The organism is Acidithiobacillus sp. TH-A67 (assembly GCF_057473545.1).
Genome location: NZ_JBYCKU010000028.1, coordinates 46276 through 66372, shown reverse-complemented (window position 1 = coordinate 66372; position 20097 = coordinate 46276). Strand labels below are relative to the sequence as shown.

General features: G+C 59.2%; 23 protein-coding genes and 2 pseudogenes. 3 read left to right on the top strand and 22 right to left on the bottom strand.

Going from position 1 to position 20097, the window contains the following annotated elements; all coding sequences use genetic code 11:
* Positions 1-669: 669 nt before the first annotated feature.
* The 20 genes and pseudogenes from AC2VNM_RS03835 to AC2VNM_RS03740 form a co-directional block, all read right to left on the bottom strand.
* Complete coding sequence (locus AC2VNM_RS03835; RefSeq protein WP_486912912.1) at positions 670-843, bottom strand: lytic transglycosylase domain-containing protein; 174 nt, start codon at positions 841-843, stop codon at positions 670-672.
* 74 nt (positions 844-917) lie between these two features.
* Positions 918-1244 (bottom strand): annotated as a pseudogene (locus AC2VNM_RS03830) (transglycosylase SLT domain-containing protein); the annotation flags it as partial.
* A 125-nt stretch (positions 1245-1369) separates the two neighbouring features.
* Positions 1370-1585, bottom strand: coding sequence for a hypothetical protein (locus tag AC2VNM_RS03825; protein ID WP_486912911.1), 216 nt, complete (start codon positions 1583-1585; stop codon positions 1370-1372).
* Between the two features lie 31 nt (positions 1586-1616).
* Positions 1617-1964 (bottom strand): hypothetical protein, encoded by a 348-nt coding sequence (locus AC2VNM_RS03820; protein ID WP_486912910.1) that lies wholly within the window; start codon positions 1962-1964, stop codon positions 1617-1619.
* A 56-nt stretch (positions 1965-2020) separates the two neighbouring features.
* Positions 2021-2497, bottom strand: a complete 477-nt coding sequence (locus AC2VNM_RS03815; protein ID WP_486912909.1) for a hypothetical protein — start codon at positions 2495-2497, stop codon at positions 2021-2023.
* 62 nt (positions 2498-2559) lie between these two features.
* On the bottom strand, positions 2560-3081 hold the full coding sequence (locus AC2VNM_RS03810) for a hypothetical protein (RefSeq protein WP_486912908.1): 522 nt from the start codon (positions 3079-3081) through the stop codon (positions 2560-2562).
* A 15-nt stretch (positions 3082-3096) separates the two neighbouring features.
* Complete coding sequence (locus AC2VNM_RS03805) at positions 3097-3774, bottom strand: hypothetical protein (protein ID WP_486912907.1); 678 nt, start codon at positions 3772-3774, stop codon at positions 3097-3099.
* A gap of 13 nt (positions 3775-3787) precedes the next feature.
* Positions 3788-4480 carry a hypothetical protein gene (locus AC2VNM_RS03800; RefSeq protein WP_486912906.1) on the bottom strand — a complete coding sequence of 231 codons (693 nt, stop codon included), beginning with the start codon at positions 4478-4480 and terminating at the stop codon, positions 3788-3790.
* 23 nt (positions 4481-4503) lie between these two features.
* Entirely contained in the window at positions 4504-5757 is a 1254-nt protein-coding gene (locus AC2VNM_RS03795) for a DotG/IcmE/VirB10 family type IV secretion system protein (RefSeq protein ID WP_486912905.1), read from the bottom strand.
* Entirely contained in the window at positions 5750-6844 is a 1095-nt protein-coding gene (locus AC2VNM_RS03790) for a DotH/IcmK family type IV secretion protein (RefSeq protein WP_486912904.1), read from the bottom strand. The genes AC2VNM_RS03795 and AC2VNM_RS03790 overlap by 8 nt, the downstream gene beginning before the upstream one ends.
* A gap of 9 nt (positions 6845-6853) precedes the next feature.
* Complete coding sequence (locus AC2VNM_RS03785; protein WP_486912903.1) at positions 6854-7531, bottom strand: DotI/IcmL family type IV secretion protein; 678 nt, start codon at positions 7529-7531, stop codon at positions 6854-6856.
* On the bottom strand, positions 7521-7829 hold the full coding sequence (locus AC2VNM_RS03780) for a hypothetical protein (protein ID WP_486912902.1): 309 nt from the start codon (positions 7827-7829) through the stop codon (positions 7521-7523). Before AC2VNM_RS03780 ends, AC2VNM_RS03785 begins: the two co-directional genes overlap by 11 nt.
* Positions 7830-7871: 42 nt before the next feature.
* On the bottom strand, positions 7872-8981 hold the full coding sequence (locus AC2VNM_RS03775; protein ID WP_486912901.1) for an AAA family ATPase: 1110 nt from the start codon (positions 8979-8981) through the stop codon (positions 7872-7874).
* Positions 8982-9141: 160 nt separating this feature from the next.
* Positions 9142-9756 (bottom strand): annotated as a pseudogene (locus AC2VNM_RS03770) (ATP-binding protein); the annotation flags it as partial.
* Positions 9753-10736 carry a hypothetical protein gene (locus tag AC2VNM_RS03765; RefSeq protein ID WP_486912900.1) on the bottom strand — a complete coding sequence of 328 codons (984 nt, stop codon included), beginning with the start codon at positions 10734-10736 and terminating at the stop codon, positions 9753-9755. The pseudogene AC2VNM_RS03770 and the gene AC2VNM_RS03765, both read right to left, overlap by 4 nt.
* Before the next feature lie 223 nt (positions 10737-10959).
* A complete protein-coding gene (locus AC2VNM_RS03760; RefSeq protein WP_486912899.1) occupies positions 10960-11298 on the bottom strand; it encodes a hypothetical protein in 339 nt (112 codons plus the stop codon).
* Positions 11299-11540: 242 nt separating this feature from the next.
* A complete protein-coding gene (locus tag AC2VNM_RS03755) occupies positions 11541-11942 on the bottom strand; it encodes a hypothetical protein (protein WP_483164963.1) in 402 nt (133 codons plus the stop codon).
* A gap of 34 nt (positions 11943-11976) precedes the next feature.
* Positions 11977-12291: a DUF3293 domain-containing protein gene (locus AC2VNM_RS03750; RefSeq protein ID WP_483164964.1), complete on the bottom strand. Its 315-nt coding sequence runs from the start codon at positions 12289-12291 to the stop codon at positions 11977-11979.
* A gap of 166 nt (positions 12292-12457) precedes the next feature.
* On the bottom strand, positions 12458-13675 hold the full coding sequence (locus AC2VNM_RS03745; RefSeq protein WP_483164965.1) for an MFS transporter: 1218 nt from the start codon (positions 13673-13675) through the stop codon (positions 12458-12460).
* Between the two features lie 46 nt (positions 13676-13721).
* Complete coding sequence (locus AC2VNM_RS03740) at positions 13722-14261, bottom strand: c-type cytochrome (protein ID WP_483164966.1); 540 nt, start codon at positions 14259-14261, stop codon at positions 13722-13724.
* Positions 14262-14322: 61 nt separating this feature from the next.
* On the opposite strand from AC2VNM_RS03740, the gene AC2VNM_RS03735 reads away from it, so the two are divergent.
* Both AC2VNM_RS03735 and AC2VNM_RS03730 read left to right on the top strand, forming a co-directional pair.
* Positions 14323-14733, top strand: coding sequence for a hypothetical protein (locus AC2VNM_RS03735; RefSeq protein WP_483164967.1), 411 nt, complete (start codon positions 14323-14325; stop codon positions 14731-14733).
* Between the two features lie 161 nt (positions 14734-14894).
* Positions 14895-16025 (top strand): fatty acid desaturase, encoded by a 1131-nt coding sequence (locus AC2VNM_RS03730; RefSeq protein WP_483164968.1) that lies wholly within the window; start codon positions 14895-14897, stop codon positions 16023-16025.
* 6 nt (positions 16026-16031) lie between these two features.
* Here the strand turns inward: AC2VNM_RS03730 and AC2VNM_RS03725 are convergent, their stop codons facing one another.
* Together AC2VNM_RS03725 and rfaD are read right to left on the bottom strand one after the other, a co-directional pair.
* Positions 16032-17039, bottom strand: a complete 1008-nt coding sequence (locus tag AC2VNM_RS03725; RefSeq protein ID WP_483164969.1) for an NAD-dependent epimerase — start codon at positions 17037-17039, stop codon at positions 16032-16034.
* A 2-nt stretch (positions 17040-17041) separates the two neighbouring features.
* On the bottom strand, positions 17042-18028 hold the full coding sequence (gene rfaD / locus AC2VNM_RS03720; protein ID WP_483164970.1) for an ADP-glyceromanno-heptose 6-epimerase: 987 nt from the start codon (positions 18026-18028) through the stop codon (positions 17042-17044).
* A gap of 54 nt (positions 18029-18082) precedes the next feature.
* Here rfaD and AC2VNM_RS03715 point away from each other — a divergent pair, with 54 nt between their 5' ends.
* Positions 18083-20080: a monovalent cation:proton antiporter family protein gene (locus AC2VNM_RS03715; RefSeq protein ID WP_483164971.1), complete on the top strand. Its 1998-nt coding sequence runs from the start codon at positions 18083-18085 to the stop codon at positions 20078-20080.
* The last annotated feature ends 17 nt before the right edge of the window (positions 20081-20097 follow it).

Genomic DNA, 20097 nt, shown 5'->3' with positions numbered 1-20097 from the left:
CGCTTCTGGGAAGCTGAGCTTCCCTTGCGCCTGCTCAACGCGTGTATGGACCACAGACCCGTCCGGCTGCTGGCTGAGAAAGGTTAAGAGGCATGTCATAATTTGACCCTTTTTTCCTCCCGGCCCAGGGCCGCGAGAAGGTCTACGATTTCTTCGTCCGGCAGTGGGCGGCGATTATCATAATCGGTATAGAAAGGAATGCTGCCGACGACCACATCGCGCGATAACCAACTCTTTTCCTTACTCAACATTCCTTTTTTTTGCACCGGAACGCCATGATTCTCCAGGGTTCCCGGGTCATAGGACAATTTCAGCTCGTCCGCCACACCGATACCCTCCTTCGTTACGGACAGGAAAATGACGCGGACAAACTCTATGGCGACGCCGGGAGCGGCCTCCCGCAAGATCTGATTGATCAGCAGATTCCGTTCCTCATCATTAAACACATAAGAAGTCGCGCCCGGAAACCTTCCGATGTCCTGAAAGATGGCGATGGCGATTTTCTCGAATGTCGAATCATCCTGGATGGCGAGCAGGGTGTACTGTACTGGACACGGCTGTCGATCATTACCGGCAAAGGCTCTGGGGACATAAAGCGCCGGCTCAAAGATCGCGCGGTAGCTGGGGGTACGGGATGGTGTTTCTTCCGGCATGACGATTCTCCTTGGCTCAGGAACGGGACGAAGGGGACTGGAGCCAGTGATAGTGCTCCAGCACGGCAGGGACATAGGCCTGCGTCTGTGGATACGGTGGAATACCACGATAGTGTTCCACGGCCTGGGGACCCGCGTTATAGGCGGCCAGCGCAAAGACCGGGTTGTTATGAAATTCCCGCAGCAGCATCGCCAGGTACTGGCACCCCCGAGAAGATTCTGACGGGGATTCCAGGGATTGCGGACCCCGAGCGTTGTCGCGGTCCCCGGCATCAGTTGCATGAGTCCCATGGCCCCCTTTGGCGAGCGCGCCGCGGGATCGCCACCACTCTCCTGCATCATGACCGCGGCCAGCAACGATGCCGGCACTCCGGAGACGCGCGCGGCAACATCGAGATCGCGGACCAGGTGCCGGACCGGATGCCGATGCCAGACGGCTTGCAGGACAGGGGCCTGGCGGGTGGTGCCGCGCAACTCCTGGGCCAGAATCCAGGCGCCTGCGGCGATATTCCACTGGGGGATGGTTTTCACCTCGGCCGGGCGAAAGCCCGCCCGGGCAAGGCGCGACAGCCAGACCGGCGGGATACCCATGGGACCGATCCCGACCGGGTGACGCGAAACGGCCTGCAGATCGGCCAAAATCGCCCGCTGTGGCACCCGATAGGCGCACGATACCCGTTGTATGGTCTCCGGGAGAGACAGCGTCTGTAGGTCCATCATATGCGAAAATCGCCATCCATACCTGCGCCTGCGTAGCTGACATCACAGACCGCGAACTCGACCGGCGACAACCACAGTTTCACACCCATTCTTCGGCAGGCTTCGGTCGCTTCCGGGGTCGCCTCTTCCGCCACGATGAGCCAAGGGGCACAACGCATCAGATTTTCCAGGCTTTCGGTGTCGAGGTTCTTTGTACCAACCGGTGGAAACATAATTTCTCCTTGGAATCCCCACTTTCCTGGGCTATTCGGTCACTCTGTATCCTTGAGAAGCCGAAAACGATTCTTCTTTCTTTGGCGGCTCTTCTGAGATGTGGCCGCTAAATACGGCAGCCAGATCGGATCCTGTCAACTCCTGTAGGTGCTTGTACATACCAATCGGCGGAGCCCCAACGAGCCGACACTGGACACTGGCTGGTGTCGAGGGGCTTTCTGTTGCAGACAGGGACGCATGCGGAACGGAAATCATGCCAACCACCATGCCATCATCATGTAACGCCCATGCGGCCAAGGGATATACGATTTTCCCCTTGTCGTCATGCGTTGGACCCACAAAAAACCAATCGGTTACTGGTACAATTTGTATGATCACGAAATACCTCCCATACGTACGTCGTTCGGTTAGAAAGATGCGGCCCACCCGCATCCCTACTTCAAGCTTTTCATACGGACGGAAACCACGGCCGGAATCGCCGACATGCCCGCCGCGAGGTGCGTGCGCGCATAGCTCAGACAAAGGCGCTCCGGCGTCGTGATCCGATGGGTGCCACGCTCTTTGAGCAGACGCACCGGATAGCACAGCTCGGGCCGGTCGTCCGGGCCGGACACGGCGACGGGGCCGACCATCCGCAAGGATACCGACCCGCCTTTGGCAATCCACTGCCGAATGCCAAACTGCGCCAGAGTCCTGGCATAACTCCTCCGTCCCGACGGTGCCATGGCCAGGCCGTTGAGGTGGACCCGCTGATGATAGGTCATGAGCGCCCGGGCAGGCTCGGCGGCGTTGCCCGGAAAGGTGAACAGTGCCTTTTCCGCCGTGTGTCCACGCCCCTGCGCCAGAGGACCTGCGACCAGCTCTTTCACCGTAACCGGCGGAATCGCTCCCCACGCGTTTCCGACCGCCACCAACAGCAACGCCATGCCCACTCCGACTGTCCTGCCTTTCTGCCGCATATGGTTCTCCATGTTCAAATGGGTAAGGTCAACCCAAAGGTACTGCCAATCGCCTGCGCCGTGGCCACGCATACCGTGGCCAGGCCACCACCGAGAATATGGATCACGCCCTTTTTGGCGCTGACCCCCTGCCCTGCCGTACCGTTGCCGACCTCCCGAAGAATCATGAGACCGCGGACGATGGCAATCCAGCCCACCACCTGAATGAAATACTCGATGGCCTCGACGCCGATGCTCATGTCCTGGCCACCCGGCCCAGTATAGGCCAACTGCTGCAGGCTTCCATGCGCACCCGAGAACAGGGTGTTTTCGACGTGCCAGCCAAAGGTCGGAATGGCAATGAGGCACGCCCCCAGCAGAATCTGGGAGATGACCGACTCCTTGGTGATGCGCGAGTCATACAGCGAATTGCGACCGCGCCACAGACCGTGTCCGACATAGAAGAATCCCAGGAGATAAGAAAAATCCTGCAACAGAATCAAGACATCGGGGAGCTGTGCCCGCAGGCTTTCAATCATCTGGATCGCGGTGATCATCCTCTCTCCCTCCGGTTAAAAGCCGAGCCAGCCCGCCGAGGTTTTCACTCCCTGGGGCGCGATGGCGAGGATCTGCAGGCCCGGAAGATGTTCTCCCGCCCGGGCGATCACGGTTTCTCCGGCGGGATTGGTGAGCCAGGCCTGCGTCCCGCCGATGGACTGCAGATGATAGCCGACCAGCTGGCGATGGAAGGTCCAGGTCGGAGGGGTTCCAGCGGCATGGGAGGCGGCCAGCGCATCCAGCCGAACCCGCGTGCGGCGGGCCTCCACGAGCTGCGCCTGGCGCAGGTTGGCCAGTGCTGTGGAGAGCTCCTGGACTTCCTGCTGCAGGACCTGGATGTCCCCCTGCAGGGTATGCAGATTCTTGCGCACGACGACACCAGGCAGACGCCCCGGTGTCGGTGACGCGACCGGTGTCGGATTGGCGGCCTGCCCGGCGAAACTCTCACCCAGAGGGATCGAGGCCGGTGCCACCGGGGTGGCGGCAGCCGGTGAGGTCGTCGCGGTCGGCTCCGGATGGCCTGTCGCACCGGCCGGGGCGGCGGAGGGGGCAGCGAATCCCGCGGACGGCGTTGGGTGACCCGCTTTTCCGGTCTCCCCTCCGAACAGATGCCAGGCCACCATACCACCGATCACCACAACGACCGCAGCGGTGATGACGTTCATTTTCTGGTCTTCCCAGGTCATAGCCATTGCCGGTTTCCTCTCATTTCTGCCAATTCATGATGGTTAAAAAGCGTTCGATGGTTTGTTCCAGATACTGCGCCTGGGTGCTGGAGATCCCGAATTGCCTCCGGGCGTCTTCCCGGCTGTACCCCAGGTAGCGCGCCCGCAACCAATCGCCGGCTACCGCCCCTTTCTGTTTTCGCAACAGGCGCTCGAGTCTCGGCATATCCCGCTCGAGATCGTCCCGCTCGCCCGCCTCCAAATCGGCTGCCACCCGTTCGGCGAGGACCTCTTCCAGCACGTCCGAACCGGCGTTTCCCTCGCTCTGCACCTTCATCTGCTGTCCCATGGAGCGGACCTGCCAGTTGAGGGTGTTGTAAATCTGCGTACCCACACAACAGGTCGGGGTATCCTCCAGCGGTTGCGGGCGATCCAGAAGGTGCAAACAGGCCACCGAGAAATTCTGCGCCAGATCATCGTGCGCGGTCCGGTAAAACGGATGGGTCGTACGCAACGCGCGCAGCTCACTGTGGACGTACAGGGCACAGGCATCGATGAACGCCATCACCCGCGATTGCGCTGCACCGCATGCTCCTCGCCGTTCGGCAACGGCTTCCTGATACAGGATGGCGATCCGTTTGCGGACTTCGGACGGCGGTAGATCGACGCACGGCAGTGCGGCGCATTCCTCTGCCCTTACGGGACTCTTCCCTCCCGAATCCTCCTCTCTCACGAGTGCAGCGATCCTCCCCATCGTCAGGAATTCGGCTTTTCCTCAACGGGCTTCATGAACAAGATCCCCACGCCGGTACCCGCGGTGACATGCACGGTCGGTGGCGTGTCGAACCGCTTTTCCATGATCGGCGCTAGGACCGTTCCGACATTGCCGATGGCAGACGCCGCAATCTGCCCGTTCGACAGTTGTTGCGACACCACACCCACGCCGCTTCCCGTCAGATAGGTGTCGGTATTCGCGTACTGCAACGCATTGGTCACGCCTTCCAGCAATGAGGCGCCAATGAGCCAGCCGTAGCGATACAGAACGTGATAATTGGTATAGGTCGACAAGGCCGTCCGGGCGGTATCCGTGGTGATGGCCACGGCCTGGATCGGATAACTCTGGTGGTGCAGAGTCATTTCGTTGAATTCGACCACCACCCGCCCGGCATGGCGTACATATCCGCCGAGGAGCTTGGCGCCGGAGAAACGCCCATCCTCGATGGTCGCCATCACCGGGCCGGGCTCCGTGGATTTGATGGAGGTATCGAGTACGGCAAAGCTGATATGCCCGGGTTGCGCCAGAATCACCGGCTGCGGTCTCGGCATCCGGGAAGAGGCGGTGCTCGTAGTGACCGCCGTGGCCGTCGAGGGCGACGGGAACTGTCCTAGAATGGGCGTATCGGTCGCGCGGGTCGCAGCGGCGACGGGCGTCATCCCTTTGGTGATCGTCCGGATTTCCCGGGCCAGCGCCCCCTGATCGCCATATGGCGCATAGCCGCCCTGCTGAACCACCGGCTGCGGATGCGGCGCCGGGGCTTTTTGCAGCTTTTTGAGGGCGGGTGCGGGACGAATGGGCTGCAATTGCCCCATGGGCGGCACGTAGCTGCCACCTGTGGATTCGGCCGCCTGCGCTTGCCGGTCGTTGTCCGCCTGCGCCGCCTGCGCATAGGGCGCGGTTTCCGATCCTCCCGGCATGCCGACGTGTTGAGGCGCTGTCGGAGCCTGATCTTCTGGCGGCGGCGCGTGCGGTCCGGACTGACTCAGGACATCGACCAGACCGATCGCCAACACCACCGCAGCCACCGCCCCCACGATCACCAGCGGCCGACGGGGACCATTCCACGCTTCCCGGGTCAGACTCGCCAATCCGCGGCGGGATCCCGGTGCCGGATCGCGGGGCGGTGGCGCGGAGCCCGCGGGGTCGGCGCCGGTACGGTTCGATCCCGGAGCGTCTGACGCCGGGGATCCGGTCTCCGCTCCAGGACTGGTGGGCTCTTGCCGTTCATCCATGATGCCGCTCCTCCCAACGATACCGCTGCATTTGCACGAGTTCCGGCACGCCAGCATGCGAGAGGGTGACCACGCGCACATTCGGCAGCACCCATGCCTGTATGCCTGCCGGACCCTGCATCGTCGCAATCCACGCGGGGGACAAGACCGTGGCCGGTGCCCGCAACAGGAGCCGCGGGCCGCGCGGACCCTCCCAGGTCCAGGCCTGTACCCGCGCCGGATCTCCCAGAACATGCAGGGCCTTGGCCCCTGCCGGTGCCACCCCCTGCACGAGCGTCAGCAACACATTGGTGTAATCGGCACCACCCTGCATGCCGCCGGTTGGTGTCGGCAATCCCGGCTCCGCCGCATTGATGCGCAGGCGCACGGCATAGTCCACCACGCCGCCGCCCTGCGGGCCGCTGGCACCCGGATTGAGGGCTACCATCAGCGGCACTGCCTCCCCCTTGAGATACAGCGCCAGATCACTCTGGGCATAGGGCTGGAGATCCGATATCGCGGCGCTGTTGCCGGCGACCGATACGGAAAAGGCCTTGGGATTCCCGATCGACTCCCGGACAATCGGCCACGGTCGGCCATACGCATCCACGACATTCAGCGTCGATACGAAACCGCTCTGCACCGAAATGGAGGGCGGATTGCCCACGCCCAGGCGCGCGTTGATCGTCTCCATGCGGGGGGTGGCCGGGGACAGTGGCGCTTCCTCGGCCTGGCGATTGGCGTTGATGGCTTCCCGCAGATTCGCAATCTGGGCCGGCGTCAGAGGCATCGCCGCATCGCGGTCCTCCTCATAGGCTTTCGACTCCGGCAAGGCCGGGAGCCCGGAGCTTGTCGTCGTCGCGGTGGTCGCCGCAGGCTCGTCGGTCGGCGTCGATGACGATGGCTTCGACGATACCGACTGAGAACTCGGCGTCTGTTGTACGGTTTGCTCCGCGCTGGCGGACTCCGGCGGCGGCGCAATCGGTTGCACACCCGGATGCGGCACCATCGATTCCGGTTGCCCGGTCAGGATCTTTACCGCTCCCATCGACGGCAGCACCCATGCCGCCAGAAGGATCCCCACTGCCCAAACAGGCCGTTTCTTCATGCTCTCTCCTTATCCAGCCGTCTGCGGCATGGGGCCAAAAACCACGCTGTCGACCGCCCAGCCTCGGGGAACCTGGATATTGTTCTGGCGCACCAGAATCAGGGTTGCCAGGTGCGCTTCGCTGTTTTGGTATCCGGCCCCCTGGTAGTACACCTTGACCGGAACCTGGATCTTCCAGGCGTAGGTGGTGGTACCGGTCAGAATGCCTTTTTGCACGACGACCGGCGCCCCGGTGATGGCAATGGACAGGATCAGCCGCTGGCGTTCGAGGGTTTTCATGTTGCCGCTGGCAAATAACGCATTCCGATAGGCGGTAAAGCCCGCAGGCGTGAACCACTTGGACGCCTGCTCGATGCGCATGCGGTAGTCGGAGAAGTTCATGTTGAAGCCGGATTCCAGCGCCTCTACCGCCCCCGTCAGAATCTCGCTTTCGGTAAGCATCGGCTGGGTGACCGGGACCGCACGCACCAATTGGCCATGAATCGCCTCGAAATACCGGGTCGGGATGGGCCGGTTGGCCAGCTCATAATCGGTGATTGCCAGGATTCCCGCTACCACCCATCCCCCAACGCCAACCAGCACCAATACCCGAAAGGTGTTGGCCCACAGCGCGCGGCGAATGACGATCTGCTCATGCGCAGGTGGCTCCGGATGATCCGCCGCTACAGAAGAGTTTTCAGTGCTCATGGGCAAGTTTTCCGCGATCGGGAACCGTCACCAATGGGGTTACGATGCCATGTTCTTCCTGTACAAAGGGAACCGGCTCCGCGGTCTCCCAAAGACTGAGGTAGGCAGCCAGCACTGCCAGCAGAAATGCTGCCAGCCAGCCTGACCAGAACCACCATCTCGCCATCCGTTGCAGGGTATGCCAGGCCTCGACCTCCAGAGGGTCTCCACGCAGCACGGAGCTGCGTTGTCGCAATTGCGTGAGCGTCCAACGGGGTACCTTGGCTTGCGGGGCTTTGGTGACTGGTTTTGCGGTCATGCAACGTCCTTTTTGCGGTCTTTCATCGTTGCTTGTATTTCTTCACAACCTTTTTGCTTTGCGCAATTCTTCCGGCGGTGTTGCTGGCCGCAACGATGTCGCAAAACCAAAGGCCACCGACGGCAACCGCGTCTTCGGAAAATCCCGCAGAGACAACGTGATCTCCCGGAATTCCTCCCCTTCGTCGGCAGCCCACAGGGCCTCGTCCTCTTCGATCCGGATGGCGGCAGTGGCACAGAGCTGTTCCACCAGCTGACGCATCGCCCTCGGCGTCTGACAACGGGCGATGACTTGTTCCTGCACCTCCCGCGGCAAATCGGCGTCAAATAGCCCACCCCAGGGACGATCCTCCAGTACCCTGGCATATAGACGAGGGAGAATTTGCCGCCGCTGCTCCGCTGACGGAGTGGGAACCTCCTGTACCTGCAGCCGAGAGAGGATCGGGTCAGCGATCCCCTCCAGACGGTTTGCCGTCGCTATCCAGTTGATCTGCGACGCATCGAGAGGCAATGGGAAATACTCATCCCGAAACCCTCTCGCGGTACCAGGCTCGAGCAGGTCATACAGCGGTCCCAGGGGATCGTGGCGCCCATCGATCGCTGCTGCCTTGTCGATTTCGTCCAGAAGCAGTATCTGATTGGCCGCCATACCCACGTCGATCAGCTGCGAAAACACCAGTCCGGGCTTGGCATCCGCCCATGCGGAGTGCATCCCGGACAAGATGAATCCCGCGGTCAAGGTCGCCATCGAAATGGCCCGATACGGCAGGCTCAGGATCTCCGCCAAACGCCTGACATAGTGGGTCTTGCCGATTCCCGGATCGCCCAGCAACAGCATCGGGGGTATCTGGAGCTGGCTGCGCGAATGCCGCGCCAGTTCGTAACACTGTCCGATCCGCGTCGTCACCTCGGCAAAGTGCGGAAAGTCTTCCTCCAGCGACTTGCCGATGATCGACCAGGACGCTTCCTTCGCCCCGATCAGAAAGCGCATGGGCGACGTCTGCTGCAGCCTCCTGGCCAGATACAGAATCCGTCGCTGATCCGCCGCTATCGCATTCTCCTCCAGGCCCTTCGGTATCAGCTCGTCCACGAGGTTCGGAATGCCCTCCGTCCGGTACAGCCGAATCGGCGGAATGCAAAGAGAAATTGCCATGACACGTCTCCCGGTGTTGTCCATCCACCGGATAACGTACTATATACATTGTTTCATGGCAAGACTTCCGGTAGAAATCCGATCTTCGACAACTGCTCCGCCCCGTCGCCAGGACCATCAGGGACTCCTGCAGACGATCCCAGATCGGCTCCCCCAGCAGGTTGCGCAAACGGCCAGGCCGGCCATTGCTCAGGATCACCGTGGGAAGCTGCTCCTGGTAGCGCAGATCGATCAGCGCAAACACCAGTTGCCGGGTATTGTCCGACCACGACACCTTGTCGATCTCATCGATGACCAGCAACGGCAGCTGGGCATAGCGCGCCAGGACCTCTTCCGTCTTCTCTGGCGAACCGGGTTTCCAACAGGCGCGCAGCTCTGCCAGGAAGCGGCGCAGGCTCACCAACACCGACTTGTGCCCCTGCCGCGTATGGCTTTCGCAGATCGCGTGTCCCAGGTGCGTCTTGCCGGTGCCCACCGGCCCATACAGCCACACGTTCAGCGGCAATTCGACAGACTCGCAGGCTGCCAGGAGACGCGCTGACACCGATTGCGCACCGGTCGCTGCGCAGGCGTCCAGATGTGCCTGTCGATAACGCTTGGGAACCCGCTCCCGGCGCTCCCGTTCCAGCTCGTCGGCAACACAATGCGGGCAACGACGGTGCAGCGTGCGCAGGCGTCCATCCGTCCTGCGCTCCGCTGCCAGATAGCGGCCGTGCTGTTCACAGGTCCGGTATTCCCGGAAATCCTCCGTTGAGGTGCTGGCATGTGGGCTCATTTCCGGCCTCCCTTGCCACCAAATTCGTCGGCAATGATCTGCTGGAATCTGGCGACCAGTTCCGGTGCCCTCTGCCGCAGGCCGGGAGAGATCTGCACGGAGAATCCACTGCGCTCGTCGTAACCCAGCGTTTCAAGATCCGGCAACAACCCGTCCTGCACGGATCGCGGTGGCGGGGTCTTCCGTGGCGCCTCTTCCCGGATCGCCTGGCGAATACTGCGGCGAAGCAGATTCGACGAAGCGGATTTCTCCTCGCGCGCGGGCGCGCTGTTGGTATTTATTATATTTTTATTACTGGATATCGGAGTAAACGGATTATTGTTGTCGGCTTGCTCCGCCAACCCCCTGTCCAACCCCTGCCGGATTCCTGCGGGGAGTGGATGAATTTCTCCGGAAATTCCAGTGGTTAGCGGAATCCCCTGGCTGTCGGCTTGCTCCGCCCTCCCCCTGTCCAACCCCTGCTCACTTGTTTCCGTGACAAAAGCGCCGGTGGTCGCCTCTCGCCGCTGGTATTGGGCGAGAGAGACACAGTTCTGTGTTTCCTCCAGCGTTTGGGCAATCTCCCTGGCATAGACAGGATCCTGCAGTTTCTGCATCTGGGCGGCATCGGAATGGGCCAGGGGGAGCACAAACTGCAAGTGGTCGTTCTCCCGGTCGGTACAAAACGCCAACAGACCCTGCTTGACCATGCGACCGACCAGCCGCCGGGTCTGGGAGATCGTCGGGGTGACCGCGCGCCGTCCAGGTCCACCATCGCGATGGATCCATTCGGCCAGTTCGCCCCAGGTGATCCGCCGCTTGGGACCGCCAACGATCCCGGTCGCAAAATCCATGCGCCGGCGGAGTTTCAGATACAGGCTGGTCGCTTCCAGAGGACAGAGATCCAACGCATCACATTCTTCGTCATCGACAAAGGTCCGCATCTCATCGTCCTCCCCAAACCAGCCAACGGGGGGAAACCGCAACAGCTCGGAAGCCATTTGCATTCCTCGCAAAAATGGACATATAATTACCTCAGACTTTTGTTGTAAGGCCAACCTGGGCGGGTTGGCTTTTTTTTTTGCCCCGAGCCAGGCTGACTACGAGGCAACGCTTCGGCCCGTCGAGTGCCGGGCCTTATTTTTCTTGTAACACACAAAAACCTTTTTATTTCTGTTGGTTATGATCGATGTTCCGGGGAAAGAAAAAAGGTTTTCCGGGCCGTCACCGCTGCGGGTGAGGCTCCCGGAGCAGGTCGATCTCACACGACCCCAGGACGATCAACACCTTCCGGTGCCCCGTATGCGGTTGCCAATGCCACCGGGCAGGCGTGCCGGAGGAAAGCCCGCAAGCACTACCCAGATAGTCAGAGGCCTGCCGCACCACGCCGCCTCTGCCCCTCACCAGCACACGCCCACTGGGAGCGCGCAGCGCCCAGTCCCCGGGCGTTCCCCGCAGATTCCCCGTCAGCACTGGTAAAACCCAGCCGCGATCAGAGAGCGACAACGCCCGGTACTCGTGCGGCGACTCCCGAAGCAAAAGCCACCAAAGGCCAAAGCCCAACAGCAGGATTCCAACGAGCAGGAACCCCGCCCTTTTGCCAAGCCGGAAAAACCTTTTTTGTTTGCTGGAAATGGTAAAAATTGCAGTATCCCCTGGGTTCACATCGGAATGATGTTCACAGAAGACCGTTTTTGTTTACAAATAACCAAAGAAGGACTATTTTATTTTCAGATTTTCTATAGTTTATTTATCACTTTACGGAATCACCATTATGCGACATATATCGCCAGATTGCTGCTCCTCTACGCGCTAATACGCTCCGCTTCCGACGGCCGATTGATCAGGCTGTCCCGACTCATCGCGCAATGCACACAGAAACCCGTGCGCATTCCCTGTGGAAACACATACAACTGTTCAGGGAAAGCACAAAGTTGTTGCTTGATGACAAAGTTCAGGTAGTGCTCAATAGTGCTTGGCGACAGGTCCGCCACCTCCCGCACCCGCGCTTGTAGCCACAGACGAGCCTTATCCTTGCCGGCGTGCAGCTCTACCAGACGTTGAAATAATCCAGTGCCCAAAGAGAGAGACAGAGCCAAACCTGCAGACTCCCCCCGATATTCCAGAAATACATGGGACTGCTCTGCTTCCGCGACCGCATCCAAGGTTGCCTCTCGCAGTTCGTAAGACAATAATAACTTTCCCATGTCTCAACCCAGCTCTCATTTTATCTCGTCTTCTTCAAGTGTAGCACCAAATCAGGAGAACGTGCTGGCCGTTGAGAAAGAGAAATGCTTTCTGTCCCATGGCGTAAGCCAGACGATTGGCGCGCTGAAAGGTCAACCCTGGCACCCAGAAATGTCGTTCCCACCAGGCATCGGTCCCACCCCACATGGCCTGATAATATTGGCCTCCGAGCTTGCGCAACAAGCGTTGATCGCGTTTGCGATTGCGATATTCTGACTGCCAGCGTGAACCCGGATTCCAGGCGCCGAGTACAGCACCGTGCAGACGTGTGGGAGCACCAATCACGAATTCGACTTTTGAGTTTTCCACTCTGTAACGGGATCTTGTATAGGCTTCTTGCAGTTCCGGTGAAACTAGAACAGCGGGAAGGGTTCGCTGCTTTCGCTGCTGACGACGGCGACGTTCGGTCTCTTGTGTGTTACATACCTTGCCAGAAGCGCGAAGTCGCAGGTTGAACTTTCGGTAGATCAAAGCGCTAGACCGGAACCTGCAACTTCTCGTAGCGCTTCCGTTCCTGCTGAAACAACCCTGCCGGCATGAAGAATGCCAAGAGCAGGCTGGGAATCGCGGCAGCAAAACTGAGTAGGAAAAAGTGAAAATAACCCAGGTCTCGCACCAGGAAACCGCTGAAACTGCCCGCTACGGTAGCGGCGAGAGACATCAAGGCCGAGCCAATCGCGAAATGGGTAGCCTCAAACCCCTTCCGGCAACGTTGCATCAGAAAGACCATGAGCACTGCCGTACCCAGGCCACCGGCGAATTGCTCGAAAGCGGCAACAGCTGCAACTGAAAACACATCTGGCTTGGCCCAGGCAAGCCATGCGTAGGCAAGAATTGCAAAGGATTGAATGAAGGTCAGAACAAAAATGCTCCGTTGCAAACTCCAGCGTGCGATAATCAAGCCACCCAGAATAGAACCCGCGATTCCAGTGATGGTCCCCACGGCGCCAGTAAGTAAACCGCGTGCGATCAAACCATAGCCCAAGCTATGCAAAAATGGGGTAACCATCGCAAAAAGAAAGGCGTCGCCGGCGCGAAACAGCAATATGAATAGTAATGCCCAGACGATGTGTGGTTGCGCAAGATAGCTACGTACGGAGTTGATCACTTGCTCCCAGCGCTGCCCCTTGGGGGTCGTGCCTTTTTCCGGAACCGGCATCACGGCCCGATGCCAGAACGCCAAACCTAGCAACATCAATGCTGCAAGAGCGAAACAGGCAAACCAGGAGACCCACCCAGCAATGATCACCAGGGCCCCATTACCAACCAGCATTGCTACACGGTAGGCCGCAACCCGCAAACCGGAGTATCCGGCCTGCTCGCTTTCCGGTAAGGTCTGGATATAAAAACCATCGACGGACATGTCGTGGGTGGCGGACATCACCGCCATCAGCGCAAAAATCTTAAAGGCTAGTGACAGATCCATGGTCTGCGCGGGCCAGATGAGCAGCATGGCTACTCCCGCCAGGATCAGTTCCATAACAAAGATCCAGCGCTTTTTATTGCCGAAGAGATCAATCAGTGGGCTCCAGAACAACTTGAAGTTCCAGGGCAGCCCCAGCAGAGAGAGCAAACCAATTACGGGAGTGCCTGCCCCGGCCGCCGTAAAGAATTGCACAGACACTTGTTGTACCAGGGAAAACGGTAGCCCCTCAGCATAATAACTGCTGGCGATCCAAAATACTTTTCGCATAAAAAACCCCGCATGAAGCGGGGTTTGTATCATGAAACCAGCAGACTTATGAAGCCTTGGGCGGCGCGATGGGCTTTTGCGCCAGTACCCAGGAGGAAAGTTCTTTGGCTTGCGCAGGGGTAACATCCTGGGCCGGCATGGGCATACCGCCCCATACACCGCTGATACCATGCTGAATGGCATCCGCCAGTTTTCCTTCTGCCTTCGGATTGCCTTTGTACTTGTAGGCTACCCAGGCAAACGCCGGTCCTACGACCTTGACATCGACCTGATGACAAGCAAAACACCCCTTCGCCTCCGCCAGGGATTTGGCCTTGGCCATCTGGTCTGTGCTCATCGCTACTGGGACCAGATGAGCTGCGGGAGATGTCTGATAGGCCGCCGGTGAGCTGGTCTCTGCGCTGGATCCAGATTCTGCTGCCCCAGCACCACTGTCGCTGGAAGACATTGCCGTGCTGTCATTGCCACTTGCGGACGATGCTGCTGCATTGCTGCTTTCGTTACCTTTACCACAGGCTGCTGCAAGACCGATGATCCCCAGCATTACTACCGTCCGCGCCAGCGGATGAATACGCTTCCCTTCCATAACCATTGCAAAACCTCCCTTTGCTTCCGTGAGATCTTTCTCGCCCAACGTTCTGTAATTTGTGAAAGAGAATAAAACAAAATGGGCCGGTGGAGAAGAACCCACCGGCCCATTCCCGGATAGCCTCTATAGAGAGGATCAGTCGGTAGAGGTACTGGAGCTCCCATTTCCGTCATCACTGGAAGTCGCCGCATCCGAAGACTCGGTGCTGGCGGCGCCACTCATACCACTCATGTCAGAGGCCGTTGCTGCGGAACTCTCCGGCGCGGTGCTGGCTGCCGTGGCAGAACTCGTATTGGAGCTGGCAGCGGCAGAGGATTCGGTGGTGGCGCTGGAAGAAGCGGCGGCAGTGCTCTCCTCTTTCTTTGCGCAGGCACTGGCTAGGGCAATGACGCCAGCCAGCAGGACCAATCGGGTAACAGGCTTAATTTTGCTCATATCCAACATGCTCACACTCTCCCTGAATGAATGAGGAGGTAATCCCCGTTCAGCAATCTAGCACCATCATCTCCAAGCCTGCAAGAGAGTGAGAATCGGCTTGGAGAGAACCAGGGTTTGGGGCAGTGGTACTTGCTCTCCCTTTAAAATAAGGATATAAAGATACTAATACACTATGATGTTAGGGGGTTTGTGATGCTTCAAAATTCTCTGCAACAGGATCTGGCGCAGTTACGTCCCATCCGCCTACAGGAGCTGCGCGCGGCCATCCGGCCGGAACGTTATCAACAATCCATCACCCGAGCGCTGCTGGCTTACTTCTTTGACGCCCTGCTCTACCTGGGCGCGATTGCTGGTGCCCTGCTCGCTCCACATGGATGGCTGAAGCTGGTATTCGGGTTGTTGGCCGGTGCAGCCGTCGCCTTCATGTTTGTTTGGGCCCACGATGCGGCGCACGGTGCCCTCTTCCGCAGTCAGCGTTTATCGCGCTGGTTGGGGACGATTTTTATGCTGCCCTCTTTCAATATGTATCGCCTGTGGGCCTTCGGCCATAACCGCGTGCATCATGGCTTTACCAGTCTGAGTTCGGTTGACTGGATCTGGCGGCCCTGGACCCCTGCCGAATACCGCAAAAGCTCTTGGCCAAGGCGCCTGCTCTACCGCCTGGAGCGTACCCCCTATGCCTGTGCCCTGCACTATATTCTACGGGTCTGGTGGCCAGGCATGCTGCGTTTTCGTGGTGATGGGAAAAATCGCGCTGCATTTCGCAACGATAAAATTATTACCCTCGTCTTTTTTTTGGGATTTTCGGCAATTGTCTGGTGGATTGGGGGAATCTGGTCATGGATCTCAGCGGTGCTTCTGCCCTTCATCGTTTTCAACTACTTTATCGCGCTATTTGTCTTCCTGCATCACACGCACCCCGATCTACCCTTTTTCGCTGAAAAAGAGGACTGGGCACCGGCGCTGGGCCAGCTCTATTGCAGCACCATCGTACGTTGCTCGCGCATCAGTGAGATGCTGATCCACAACATCCTTATCCATACCCCGCATCATGTCGATGCCCGGATCCCTTTCTATCACCTGAAGGGGGCCTATGCCGATCTGCGCGAGCAGTATGGACAATATATCCACGAAATGCGCTTCAGTTTTCGCGCAGTATGGCGAATTTTTGCGCAGTGCCAGCTTTACGATTATGAACAGCATTGCTGGCTGCGTTTCCGCCAAGCGCGCTCGTGGCTTGCAACGCAGGAGCAGAATGGCCTGCTGACGCGGGTGATCGATGTCGCTCCGGTGGTCCGCAGGCAAGGGACTGCGCAGGGTTGAAAGGCTCTACTGGCCGCCGAAATAGTCGCGGTACCACGCAACGAAGCGTCCAAGCCCCGTCGCCAGGTCTGTGCGCGGGGCGAAATCCACCGTCCGCTGTAATTCGCTGACCTCGGCATAGGTGGCGTGCACGTCGCCATCCTGCATCGGCAGAAGCTCCAGTTCGGCGCTGCGTCCCAGCGCCTCCTCCAGCAGCCGAATAAATTCCAGCAACGCCACGGGCTGATGATTGCCGATGTTGTGAATGCGAAACGGCGCTGCGCTGCTTGCTGGATCTGCCGGCCAACTTTCCTGCGGCGCGGGCGCAAGAGGGAGCAGTCGCGTCACTGCCTCGACGATGTCATCGATATAGGTGAAGTCGCGCTGCATCTGCCCGTGATTGAATACCGGGATCTTTTCTCCGGCCAGGATTTTCTGGGTGAAACTGAAATAGGCCATATCTGGCCGACCCCAGGGGCCATAGACCGTAAAAAAACGTAAACCGGTGCAAGGGATGCGGTAGAGGTGGGCATAGCTATGCGCCATCAACTCGCCTGCCCGCTTGGTTGCGGCGTAGAGACTGACCGGATGATCGACGGGATCATGGGTGCTGTAGGGTAACTGGCTGTTGGCGCCATAGACAGAGCTGGAAGAAGCAAAGAGCAGATGTTGCACTTGCTGCTGCCGACAACCCTCCAGAACATTCAGAAAACCTTGCAAGTTACTGTCCACGTATTCGTGCGGCGCCTTCAGGGAATAGCGAACTCCCGCCTGGGCCGCCAGATTGATCACTACCGCAAAAGGCAAGCGTGAAAAGAGCGCTTCCATGCCGGCTCGATCAGCGAGATCGAGCCGTTGAAACTGAAAAGCGGGATGACTTTCCAACTGCGCCAGACGGGCGCGCTTGAGAGCGGGATCGTAATAGGCATTGAGGTTATCGATGCCATAGACCGAATACCCCTCAGCAAGCAGGCGGCGACTGAGGTGAAAGCCGATGAACCCTGCCGCTCCGGTTACCAGAATCCGTCCATTCATGCTCATTCCCTCTCACGCAGCCAGGCCAGATAGCGTCTCACGCCAGCTTCCACATCCAGGAAAGGAGCGGTGTAGCCCGCGGCGCGCAATTTTTCGATATCGGCCTGGGTATAACTCTGATATTTGCCATGCAGGGCTTCGGGCATGGGCATGTAGGTAATCACTCCCTGCTGTTGCAGTTCGGCGAGGGAGTGGGGCGCTTTGCCGGTTTCTGCGTCGATCGTCTGGATGACGGCGAGGGCGACATCATTGAAACTCTGCGCCCGGCCCGTTCCGACATTGTAGATGCCAGAATTTGGATGCTCCAAAAAGTGAAAATGGACCGCAACTACGTCGTCCACATGGATGAAATCGCGACGCTGTTCGCCATCCGCATAACCGGCACTGCCAGCAAAGAGGCGTACCTTGCCCTCCTGGCGATATTGCCGGGAAAAATGCAGAGCCACCGACGCCATACGCCCCTTGTGGAACTCCCGTGGCCCATAGACGTTGAAGAAGCGAAAGCCATGCACCGGTGCCTGCAAGGCGTGCCACTGGGCCCGCAGGTACTGATCGAACTGAAATTTGCTGAAGGCATAGACATTGAGGGGATCTTCCGCTGCACGCTCTTCGCAAAAACGACCGGTCATGCCATACACCGATGCGCTAGAGGCATAGAGGAACGGTACCCGGTTTTCCTGACACCAATGGAACAGGGCCTTGCTGTGGGCGTAGTTGTTGTCCATGACGTAGCGACCATCACTGGCCATGGTGTCGGAACAGGCGCCCTGATGAAAGATGGCGTCGATCTTACCCAGACGACCCGCAAGCAGTTCGGGCAGAAAGGCCTCGGCCTCGAAATAATCGCGAATGTCGAGATCGGCGAGATTGCGAAACTTGTCGGCACGTTGCAAATGATCACTGACCAGAATGTCAGAGATCCCGCGCTGATTGAGGGCGTGTACGAGATTGGCACCGATGAATCCAGCACCGCCAGTAACGATATACATGGGATTGGCCACCTCCTTTGCGCTATGATAGCAAAAACCCTGCTGGAAGGAGCCATGCCTGATCATTCTCTGCTGACGGTCGTTGTTCTGCTCGCCGCCGCAGTACTCACGGTGGCTGCGGCACGGAAAGTGCGCCTGCCCCCCATCATTTCCTATCTGCTGGTGGGAATGCTGCTCGGCCCACATGCCTTGGCGTTGGTGCCAGACGAAGAACGCATGCGACACTTGGCGCAATTTGGGGTCGTCTTCCTGATGTTCAGTATCGGGCTGGAGTTCAGCCTGGCGCAGTTCATTCGCATGCGTCGCTTGGTTTTTGGCCTCGGCAGCGCGCAGATGGTGTTAACCGCCATCGCCTTCCTTGGTGTTGCCCTACTCATTCCCCTATCGTGGCGGACTGGTGCCGTGCTCGGCGGGATTCTGGCGATGTCGTCCACCGCCATGGTGGTGCGCGCCCTAGCGGATCGTCTGGAAACCCAAAGCCGTCATGGCCGCATTGCCATCAGTATATTGCTGTTCCAGGATCTTGCGGTCATCCCTCTGCTCATTCTCATCCCGGCTCTCGCAGGTTCGCCCAAGGGCCTGCCCCATGATTTGGCTATTGCCGGTGGTAAAGCGGTTTTGGCTTTGCTGCTGCTGGTGGTCTTCGGTCGCCCGCTCGTCAGTCCCTGGTTTGAGTGGGTAGCTGCGCGCAAATCGAATGAGCTTTTCATGCTCAATCTCTTGCTCGTCACCCTCGGACTGGCCTGGATTACCGAGGCGGCCGGGTTGTCTTTGGCCCTGGGCGCTTTCATCGCCGGCATGCTGCTTGCCGAAACCGCCTATCGCTACCAGGTGGAGGCCGACATCGCTTCCTTCCGGGACATCCTGCTCGGGCTTTTTTTTGTGACCATCGGCATGATGGTCGATGTTCCTGTCTTGATTGAGTATCTACCCTGGGTCTTGCTGGTCCTGGTACTGATCTTCTTTCTCAAGGGCGGCCTGGTGTGGATCATTTGCCGTGTGACCGGCTTTGAGAACGGAGTGGCGCTACGTAGCGCAGTGGTCTTGGCGCAGGCGGGGGAGTTTGGCTTCGTGCTCATTTCGCTTGCCAGCCAGAAAAATCTGCTGCCGCCCGGCGTATTGCAACCGGTGTTGGGTGCGATGCTCCTGTCCATGCTCTTCGCGCCGGTGCTGGTGCAGTACAATGGGGCCATTGCCCGTCTCCTGGCTCCGGGTTACCGCAACCGCCGACAGCAGGATCTGGAAGAAGTCCGGCAGCAGGATCTGCGGGAACATGTCATCATCTGTGGCTATGGTCGCGTGGGGCAGAGCATCGCTCGCGTTCTCGAGGATGAGGGGGTTCCATACTTGGCCCTCGATCTCGACCCTACCCGGGTACGCCAGGCCCAGGCCGCAGGGGAAACCATTTTCTATGGGGACGCCAGTCGCCGCGACCTGCTGGAGGCAGCCGGTATTGGTCACGCCCGTGCCATCGTCATTACCTATGGCAATGTTCAGGAAACCGCCCGCGTGCTTGCCGTCGCCAAGGAGCTGCGGCCGCAGATTCCCAGTGTCGTCCGGGCGCATGACGACAGTCAGATGGCAGCCCTGGAGGCAGCCGGTGCCGATGAGGTCGTTCCGGAAGTTACCGAAGGGGCACTCATGCTTGCCTCCCAAACCTTGCTGCAAATCGGCTTTCCTCTAAGTACGGTATTGCGACGAGTGCGGCGTTTCCGGCAGGAACGCTACAGTCTCTTTCGCGGGAATTTTTGGGGTGGCTCAGCACCGGGAGAGGACCAGGAATCGCCCCGCCTCTACTCCATCGCTTTGGGCGAGACCGCCTATGCCCTCGGGCGCCGCCTGGGTGACTTAGAGCTGGAAAAGCGTGGGGTGCAAGTCGCCGCTGTGCGTCGCTTTGGAATTCGTGGGCGGGAACCTTCGCCAGAAACCAGACTCCGCCGCGGGGACGTTCTGGTACTTTTTGGTTCGCCAGAATCACTGACGGAGTCCGAGCGCTTCGTGTTGCATGGGGAGCAGGAGGAGAAAGACGCGAAAGGTGTGGAGGCAGTGTAGGTCGGAAATCACGCAAT

Excerpts from the sequence above, each read along its gene's own strand:
- AC2VNM_RS03780 (WP_486912902.1), bottom strand. The coding sequence starts at position 7,829 with ATGACCGCAAAACCAGTCACCAAAGCCCCGCAAGCCAAGGTACCCCGT.
- AC2VNM_RS03745 (WP_483164965.1), bottom strand. The coding sequence starts at position 13,675 with ATGCGAAAAGTATTTTGGATCGCCAGCAGTTATTATGCTGAGGGGCTA.
- AC2VNM_RS03810 (WP_486912908.1), bottom strand. The coding sequence starts at position 3,081 with ATGATCACCGCGATCCAGATGATTGAAAGCCTGCGGGCACAGCTCCCC.
- AC2VNM_RS03740 (WP_483164966.1), bottom strand. The coding sequence starts at position 14,261 with ATGGAAGGGAAGCGTATTCATCCGCTGGCGCGGACGGTAGTAATGCTG.
- AC2VNM_RS03755 (WP_483164963.1), bottom strand. The coding sequence starts at position 11,942 with ATGGGAAAGTTATTATTGTCTTACGAACTGCGAGAGGCAACCTTGGAT.
- AC2VNM_RS03765 (WP_486912900.1), bottom strand. The coding sequence starts at position 10,736 with ATGGCTTCCGAGCTGTTGCGGTTTCCCCCCGTTGGCTGGTTTGGGGAG.
- AC2VNM_RS03715 (WP_483164971.1), top strand. The coding sequence starts at position 18,083 with ATGCCTGATCATTCTCTGCTGACGGTCGTTGTTCTGCTCGCCGCCGCA.
- AC2VNM_RS03775 (WP_486912901.1), bottom strand. The coding sequence starts at position 8,981 with ATGGCAATTTCTCTTTGCATTCCGCCGATTCGGCTGTACCGGACGGAG.
- AC2VNM_RS03725 (WP_483164969.1), bottom strand. The coding sequence starts at position 17,039 with ATGAATGGACGGATTCTGGTAACCGGAGCGGCAGGGTTCATCGGCTTT.
- AC2VNM_RS03825 (WP_486912911.1), bottom strand. The coding sequence starts at position 1,585 with ATGTTTCCACCGGTTGGTACAAAGAACCTCGACACCGAAAGCCTGGAA.
- AC2VNM_RS03785 (WP_486912903.1), bottom strand. The coding sequence starts at position 7,531 with ATGAGCACTGAAAACTCTTCTGTAGCGGCGGATCATCCGGAGCCACCT.
- AC2VNM_RS03790 (WP_486912904.1), bottom strand. The coding sequence starts at position 6,844 with ATGAAGAAACGGCCTGTTTGGGCAGTGGGGATCCTTCTGGCGGCATGG.
- AC2VNM_RS03805 (WP_486912907.1), bottom strand. The coding sequence starts at position 3,774 with ATGGCTATGACCTGGGAAGACCAGAAAATGAACGTCATCACCGCTGCG.
- AC2VNM_RS03730 (WP_483164968.1), top strand. The coding sequence starts at position 14,895 with ATGCTTCAAAATTCTCTGCAACAGGATCTGGCGCAGTTACGTCCCATC.
- AC2VNM_RS03795 (WP_486912905.1), bottom strand. The coding sequence starts at position 5,757 with ATGGATGAACGGCAAGAGCCCACCAGTCCTGGAGCGGAGACCGGATCC.
- rfaD (WP_483164970.1), bottom strand. The coding sequence starts at position 18,028 with ATGTATATCGTTACTGGCGGTGCTGGATTCATCGGTGCCAATCTCGTA.
- AC2VNM_RS03835 (WP_486912912.1), bottom strand. The coding sequence starts at position 843 with ATGCTGCTGCGGGAATTTCATAACAACCCGGTCTTTGCGCTGGCCGCC.